Annotated in this window: 5 protein-coding genes; 2 read left to right on the top strand and 3 right to left on the bottom strand. The window is 68.6% G+C overall.

Annotation, left to right across the window (positions count from 1 at the left end; all coding sequences use genetic code 11):
• Nucleotides 1-1,217, bottom strand: a 1,217-nt coding sequence (locus NON22_RS16630) for a DEAD/DEAH box helicase (protein ID WP_257388066.1), incomplete at its 3' end; no start/stop codon positions are given.
• A 462-nt stretch (nucleotides 1,218-1,679) separates the two neighbouring features.
• On the opposite strand from NON22_RS16630, the gene hisS reads away from it, so the two are divergent.
• Both hisS and NON22_RS16620 read left to right on the top strand, forming a co-directional pair.
• Nucleotides 1,680-3,053, top strand: a complete 1,374-nt coding sequence (hisS, locus tag NON22_RS16625; protein ID WP_257388065.1) for a histidine--tRNA ligase — start codon at nucleotides 1,680-1,682, stop codon at nucleotides 3,051-3,053.
• A 29-nt stretch (nucleotides 3,054-3,082) separates the two neighbouring features.
• Complete coding sequence (locus tag NON22_RS16620) at nucleotides 3,083-4,975, top strand: HAL/PAL/TAL family ammonia-lyase (protein WP_257388064.1); 1,893 nt, start codon at nucleotides 3,083-3,085, stop codon at nucleotides 4,973-4,975.
• A 344-nt stretch (nucleotides 4,976-5,319) separates the two neighbouring features.
• Here the strand turns inward: NON22_RS16620 and NON22_RS16615 are convergent, their stop codons facing one another.
• Entirely contained in the window at nucleotides 5,320-7,713 is a 2,394-nt protein-coding gene (locus NON22_RS16615) for a M14 family zinc carboxypeptidase (RefSeq protein WP_257388063.1), read from the bottom strand.
• A 185-nt stretch (nucleotides 7,714-7,898) separates the two neighbouring features.
• Nucleotides 7,899-8,036 carry a diguanylate cyclase domain-containing protein gene (locus NON22_RS16610; protein ID WP_343231950.1) on the bottom strand — a complete coding sequence of 46 codons (138 nt, stop codon included), beginning with the start codon at nucleotides 8,034-8,036 and terminating at the stop codon, nucleotides 7,899-7,901.
• Nucleotides 8,037-8,045 lie beyond the last annotated feature (9 nt).

Raw genomic sequence — 8,045 nt, 5'->3', positions numbered from 1 at the left:
CCGCGGCGCGCGTTGCCGCGGCCGGGCTGCTTGGGCTTGCCGGCGCGCTGGGCGTCGGCGCCGGTGCGCAGCGGCAGCTTGGGCTCGAAGCCCGGCAGCACGGCGATCTCGATCTCGCGCTTGAGCAGCTTCTGGATGTCGTTGAGCAGGCCCTGCTCGTCGCGACTGACCAGCGACAGCGCGAGACCGTCGCAGCCGGCACGGCCGGTGCGGCCGATGCGGTGCACGTAGTCGGCCGCGACCATCGGCAGGTCGTGGTTGATGACGACCGGCAACTGGTCGATGTCGAGGCCGCGCGCGGCGATGTCGGTCGCGACGAGCACGTGGATGCGGCCGTCCTTGAAGTCCTTCAGCGCGCGCTGGCGCGCGTTCTGGCTCTTGTTGCCGTGGATCGCATCGGCCTTGAAGCCGGCCTGGCAGAGCTGCTTGGCCAGCCGGTCCGAGCCGTGCTTGGTGCGGCCGAACACGAGGGTCTGGCGGCGGCTGTCCTGGGCCAGCAGTTCGATCAGCAGATCCTTCTTGCGCTCGGCGTCGACCGCGTAGACGCGGTGCTCGACCGTGGCCGCGACGCTGTTCTGCTGCGCGATCTGGATCTGCGCGGGATCGTTGAGCAGTTCGGTCGCGAGCTTGCGGATGTCGTCGGCGTAGGTCGCCGAGAACATCAGGTTCTGCCGCTGGCGCGGCAGCTGGCCGAGGATCTTCTTGAGCGCCGGCAGGAAGCCCATGTCGAGCATGCGGTCGGCCTCGTCGAGCACGAGGATCTCGATGTCGCGCAGGTTCAGCGTGCGCTGGTCCAGGTGGTCGATCAGGCGGCCCGGCGTCGCGACGATCAGGTCCATGCCGCGCTTGAGCGCCTGCACCTGGCCGCCCATGCCGACGCCGCCGAAGATCGTCGTGGAGTTGAAGCGGATGTTCTTGCCGTAGGCGCGGATGCTGTCGTGCACCTGCACGGCGAGTTCGCGCGTCGGCGTCAGCACCAGCGCGCGCACCTTGCGCGGCTGATCCTTGCGCAGCGCGCCGTCCGGATAGAGGCGTTCCAGCAGCGGCAGCGCGAACGCGGCGGTCTTGCCGGTGCCGGTCTGCGCGCCGGCGAGCAGGTCGCGGCCGGCCAGCACCAGCGGAATCGCTTCGGCCTGGATCGGCGTCGGCGTGTCGTAGCCGAGCTCGTTGAGCGCGCACAGCAGGGCGGGCGACAGCCCGAGGTTGTCGAAAGACATGGGATTGCTCCTCAGCAGAAAAACCCAGAGCGTTCCCAACGGCCGTCCAGGGCCATACATCCGCGCTGCAGGTAGAGATGGTGACGGCGGCCGCGAAGGCCCTGCCGTGTCGTCGTGGAAGCCGGTGGAGGGAGAAAGCTGCAGACGTGGCGGGCGTCGTAATCGCCGGCTGCGTCACGTCAGAAATCCGGAAGGGAAGCCGGGGAGTCCGCACGAGAACCGCCGCACTATACGGGAACGGCGGGGGATTGGCGAGCGCTGCTTTTTTGGGGCCGGGAATCGGGAATGCGGAATCGGGAATCGGAAAAGCAGGCAAACGGCGGAAGCCTGGCCGCTCTGTGCTCCTACGATTCCCCATTCCCGCAAGTAACAACCCGCTATTACATGGCCGGGCGCGCTCGCGACCATCTGCTAGGCTATGCGCCCTTCGCGCCCGGCCCGCTTCACGATCCGAGGAAATCCATGGCATTGACCGCCGCCCGCACGCCGCCCGGCGTGCTCGAACTGCTGCCGCTGGACCAGATTGCGTTCCAGGACATGCTCGACACGATCCGCCGCAGCTTCGAGCGCTTCGGCTTCCTGCCGGTGGAGACGCCGGTCATGGAGCTGACCGAGGTGCTGCTGACCAAGGAAGGCGGCGAGACCGAGCGCCAGGTCTATTTCGTGCAGTCGACTGGCAACCTGGAGAAGGGCGGCACGCCGGAGATGGCGCTGCGCTTCGACCTGACCGTGCCGCTCGCGCGCTACGTCGCCGAGCACGAGCACCAGCTCAACTTTCCGTTCCGCCGCTACCAGATGCAGCGCGTCTACCGCGGCGAACGCCAGCAGCGTGGCCGCTTCCGCGAGTTCTACCAGTGCGACATCGACGTGATCGGCAAGGACGCGTTGTCGATCCGCTACGACGCCGAGCTGCCGGCCGTGATCTACCAGGTGTTCCGCGACCTGAAGATCGGCCCGTTCACGATCCAGCTCAACAACCGCAAGCTGCTGCGTGGCTTCTTCGAGAACCTCGGTCAGGCCGATGCGGACCGGCAGGCGCTGATCCTGCGCGAGATCGACAAGCTCGACAAGGTCGGCGCGGACAAGGTCGCGCAGAGCCTGCGCGACGGCGATTTCGGCTTGAGTGACGATGCGATCGCGCAGATTCTGCATTTCGTGCAGATCAGGTCTTTCGGTTTCGCCGATGCGATGACGAAACTCAGTGCGCTTGGACAGGGCAGTGAGACCTTCAATCAGGGCATTGTCGAACTGCGCGAAGTGCTGGAACTGATCCGCGCGCTGGGCGTGCCGGAATCGTTCTACGCGCTGAACCTGTCGATCGCGCGCGGCCTGGACTACTACACCGGCACGGTCTACGAGACGCACCTGACCGATCACCCGCAGATCGGCTCGATCTGTTCGGGCGGCCGCTACGAGAACCTCGCCGGCCACTATACCAAGTCGCACCTGCCCGGCGTCGGCATCTCGATCGGCGCGACGCGGCTGTACTGGCAGCTGCGCGAGGCCGGCCTGATCGGCACGGGCAAGAGCACGGTGCAGGTGCTCGTCACGCAGATGATCGATGCCGAGCTGCCGCGCTATCTCGCGATCGCCAACGAGCTGCGCCAGGCCGGCATCAATACCGAGGTCGTGCTCGAAGGCGGCAAGCTCGCCAGGCAGTTCAAGTACGCCGAGAAGGCCGGCATCGCGTTCGCCGTCGTCGTCGGCAGCGACGAGATCGCCAAGGACACGGTCGTCGTGAAGGACCTGCGCCGGCGCGAGCAATTCGAGGTCGCGCGCGCCGAGCTGGTCAAGGCGCTGCGCGTGGAACTGGAACAGGCGCAGGCGATGGGCTAGGCCCTCCGCATTCTCACGGAACGCATGCAATGAACAACGACGTCATCATTCTCGACGGCTCCTCGCTGACGCGCGCCCAGGTGGCCGCGATCGCCTACGACGGCCGCCGCGTCGCGCTGGACCCGGCGCAGCTGGCCCGCGTGCAGCAGACCGCCGACTTCCTCGCCGACAAGGTCAGCTGCGGCGAACCGATCTACGGCGTGACGACGGGCTTCGGCAGCAATGCCGACAAGCTGCTCGGCGCGCATCGCGCGCGCGACGAGCTGCCCGGCGGCAATCCGGAGCAGCGCGACGGCACCCTGATGGAGGAGCTGCAGCACAACCTCGTCGTGACCCACGCGGTCTGCGTCGGCGAGCCGTTCGCGCCGTCCGTCGTGCGCGCGATGCTCGCGATCCGCGTGAACACCTTGATGCGCGGCCATTCCGGCATCCGCGCGAGCACCTTGCAGGCGCTCGCCGAGCTGCTGAACCGCGACGTCATTCCGGTGATTCCGCAGAAGGGCTCGGTCGGCGCGAGCGGCGATCTCGCGCCGCTGTCGCATCTGGCCATCGTGCTGCTCGGCGGCGGCGAAGCCTTCGTCGGCGGCGAGCGCCTGCCCGGCGCCCAGGCGCTTGCGCGCGCCGGCCTCGCGCCGCTGCGTCTGTCGTTCAAGGAAGGCCTCGCGCTGAACAACGGCACGACGCAGATGCTCGCGACTGCGGCGCTCGCGCTGCATCGCCTGGAATATCTGCTGGAAGTCGCCGACCTCGCCGCGGCGATGACGCTCGACGCGTTCGCCGGCCGCACCGGCGCGCTCAAGCCCGAAGTGCATGCGCTGCGCCCGCATCCGGGCCAGGTGCAGTCGGCCGCGAACCTGCGCCGCCTGCTCGCCGGTTCCACCCTGGCCGACATCCCGTACCACCTGGTGCCGCGCTTCCGCACCTGGCTCGCGAGCTCCTGGTCGCATCCGCAGGATCAGGCCGCGCGCTTCGACCTGTCGTGGGACTACGTGCCGCCGGCCCAGCGCCACGGCAAGGAATCGTTCTACGCGCGCTTCCTGCCGTTCAAGGGCGGCAAGAAGCACCAGCCGCAGGACGCCTATTGCCTGCGTTGCGCGCCTCAGGTGCACGGCGCCGTGCGCGACGCCTGGAGCCAGGCCTGCCGCGTCATCGACATCGAGCTCAATGCGGTCACCGACAACCCGCTGATTTTTCCGCAGATGGAAAATGCGGTCGTCATCGAGGACCAGGTCGTCTCCGCGGGGCATTTCCACGGCATGCCCCTCGCGCTGGCCATGAGCTATCTGAAGGCGGCCATCCCGGTGCTGGCCTCGATCGCCGAGCGCCGTCTGAACAAGCTCGTCGATCCGGCCAACAACGACGGCCTGCCGGCGTTCCTGATCGGCAACGAGGACGCGACCGACTCGGGCTTCATGATCGTGCAGTACACGGCCGCCGCGCTCGTCAACGACCTGGCCACGCGCGCCCATCCGGCCAGCGTCTATTCGATCCCGACGAGCGCGAACGCCGAGGACCACGTGTCCATGGGCGCGAACGAGGCGCGCCACGTGCTCGACATGACCGAAGACCTGTCCGACGTGCTCGCGCTGGAGATCTACACCGCGGCGCAGGCGCTGGAATATCGCCAGGACATGCTCAACGCCGCGCGGCGCCTGGCCGATCGCGGCGACCTCGCCGCGTTCGCGGCCAAGGTGCAGGGCGCGCCGGCGCAAGGGCAGGCCGAGTATGCGCAGTTCCGCGACGAAGTCGCCGCGCTGATGCAGGCCCTGCGCGAAGCCGGCGAATTCCGCGCCGGCGACGCCGTGCGCAAGGCCTTCGCCCGCGTGCGCGAGGTCGTCGGCTTCATGCAGCGCGACCGCGCCATGGACGCCGAAGTGCAGCGCGTCTGCGCGCTCGTGCGCAGCGGAGCGCTGCTGCGATAACGCGCGCACGCCGGCGCGTCGATTGCAGCGCACGGGTTGCGGCGAGCGCCGCGACCGGCGACGCCGAGGCCTTTCCGGTGCGAAGGTCCTGCTGGAAATCCCTGCGGCGTCCTGGTCCGCGCACCCCGTCCGGCGCGTCGCGCGAATTGCGGCGCCATCGGCATACGCCCGCTGTCCGAAGCGGCGTCGCATCGTGACCGTCGCGTCGACACCGGCTTTTCGCAAGATCGCCGCGACCTTGCGGTGACGCCGGGTTTGCCGTGACCGGCCTGCGGGCCTCTCTCTCTCCAGGCGCCATCGCGCTGGAGAGAGAACCGTCGGTGCGCGCGGGCCGCGCCTATCCCTCAGTTCGCGTCGAACCCGTTCGCGAACAGCACGTCGCTGTTGGATCGGCAGGCGGTGCCGCCGGCGGAGACGCGGACGTTGTCGATGGACCAGCCCTCGGCGGACTGGCTGGTGTCGCTGGTCAGGCGGAAGCGCAGTTTCACGGCGGCCTGGTTCGTCGCGGCCGGCAGGGCCAGGCGCGACGTGCGCCAAGCCGACTCGCCGTTGCAGCGCGCGATCTCGCTCCAGGTCGGCGAGCCCGCCGACGCATTGGTGCTGAGCTCGACGATGCCGTAGTCGTAGCCGGCTTCGGTCACGCATTTTTGGTCGAAGCTCAGCACGGCGTCCTCGTAGCCGACCAGATTCATCAGCGGCGAGGTCAGGCTGATGTTGAGGTTGTTCGCATAGCCGCCGGCCGGGCTGTCGGTCCAGACCTTCGTCGCGTTGCCGGCGACGCTCGTGCTCGTGCCCCAGGGCGACTGCGCCGTCCAGCCCGGGTTGGCGCCTTCGACGTCGTCGGCGAACACAGTGCAGTCCGGCGACAGGTCGAAATTGCGCACGACGTCCGCACCGCCGCTCAACGCGACGCCGGTCGCGCGTTCGGTCATGTAGCCCGGCGCGCTGACTTCGATGTCGACCGTGCCGGCGTGCAGGCGCTTGCTGTAGTTGCCCGACGCGTCGGCCTGCTGCGTGGTCGTGCCGATCTTGATCGTCGCCGCCAGCGGCGCGTTCGTGATGGCATTGCGCACGCTGCCGTGTACGGTCGCGATCTCGTTGGCCTGGGCGACTTCGATGAATACCGCATCCGGCGGACCCGCGTCGCCGAACGTGTCCACGCCCTGCACGTAGACCAGGTGGCGGCCGCTGGACAGGCCGGTCGTGTCGAGATCGAGCTGCACGGCTTCGCTGCCGCTGTTGAAGCTGCCGTCGCTCGCGCTCATCGGACGCGCCACGGCGCCGCTTTCCCACGGCATCATGTCGACGAACGCGCGCGCCGAGGCGACGTTCTGCGTGGTCGGCGGCGGCGGCGCGCCGGCCTGCGGCTGCGCCGTGCGGTTCAGGCGCGAGTCGTCGACGCGCGCGCTGACGCGTACCGTGTCGCCGGCGACGACGAGGTCCGGCGTAGCGGCGATCTCGAGCGCATCCGGACCGAACGGCAGCTTGTACGGCGCCCACAAAGTGCGCGCCGCGTAGCGCAGCGCGTCGACATTGTGCGGATAGGTGCTGCTCTCGAACGAGGCGCAGTCCTCGAAGAACGCCACGCCGAGCTCGATCGTGTAGGCCGGCACGCCGAGCGGGCCGTAGGCCGAGTCGTCGGTCGTGCCGCTGGTCGCGTACAGGCCGACCGACTGCTGCGGATCGTAGCCGTTGAACCAGGCCACGCGACGGCCGAGCATTTCGAGCGCCGACGAATTCGGCGCCAGGGTCGTCGTGTCGCCCCAGGGCCACAGCACGAGCTGCGAGAAGCTGTGGATGTCGAAGAACACGCCCTGGGTCGTATCCGGCGCCGGCGTCGTCGTGTCGTCGGGGCGCACGTCCGGGAAGATGCTGCGCACGTAGGCGACGACGGCCTGCGTTTCGGGCTCCGACGCCGAGCTTGCGCCGCGGTAGGTCTCGTTGCAGGCCGAGCTGCTCGCGCCCGGGCCGCCCCAGTGGAACGGGAAATTGCGATTGAGATCGGCGCCGCGCGAATTGCTCGTCGCGCCGCAGTAGGCGGTGTTCGTGTTCTTGCGCCAGGACAGGCCGGTCTCGGCTTTCTTGCGGCCGTCCGGATTGGACTGCAGCAGCAGATGGAATTCGTTGTGGTCGAGCAGCCAGGTCGCTTCGGGATCGATGCCGTAGCGGCTGACCAGCCACTCGGCGAAGCGCGTGTTCAGTTCGGCGGTCGTGTATTCGCGCGCGTGGATCGCGGTCATCGCGAACATCTTCGGCTTGGGGCCCGGCACCGCGGAGTTGGTCAGCTTGAGCACGACCAGGTCGTAGCCCGGATCGCCGCCCGCGGTGACCTTTTCCCAGGAATCGCCGATGTCGATCTTGCTCGCGAGATCCGGCCGTGCCGCGATCAGCGCGTCGATCGACGACAGCGTTTCCTCGACCGTGCGATAGCAGCTGAAGCCCGGAATGCTCTTGAGCGAACGGCCCGAGGTCTGCAGCTGCAGCGCCTGCGTCGCGTCCTTGTCGATCGCGAGATCGGAGGTCTGCGTGCGCAGCCAGACCAGGTCGTCGGGTTCGATCTCGGCCATGACCGTGCCTTTCTTGCGGTCGACGCGCAGATGGCCGAGGCGGTCGGCCATGCGCTGGATCAGCGCCGGGTCGCGGGTCTGTACGGTGACGACTTCCGGCGACGGGCTCGCGGCCGAAGCCGGCAGCGCGGCCAGGGTCAGCAGCAACGCAGGAATCCAATGAAAGCGCATGGCGAAGTTCCCCCGAACGGCACAAGCACGGGATCGTAGAAGCTGGCCGGGGGCAGCGGCGCATTGCTGCATTGCAAAAATATGTGACGCAGTTCTCGCTTTGTCGTGACGGTTGCGTAACCGAACGGCCGCGCACGAGCGCGGCCGCTGCCGCCGGCTCCGGCTTTCGAGCGGAAACGCGGCCCTCAGGCCGCCGCCGATCCCTGCACGACGCGGTTTCGGCCGGCGCGCTTGGCTTCGTACAGCGCGTCATCGGCGCGACGCAGCAGCGCCTCGGCCGCGACCGCCGCGCCGCGGGCCGCGGTCGCAACGCCGATGCTGATGGTCAGGCG

The sequence above is a fragment of the Tahibacter caeni genome (assembly GCF_024609805.1).
Classification (GTDB): Bacteria; Pseudomonadota; Gammaproteobacteria; order Xanthomonadales; family Rhodanobacteraceae; genus Tahibacter; species Tahibacter caeni.
This window is presented reverse-complemented; position numbering and strand designations above follow the sequence as displayed.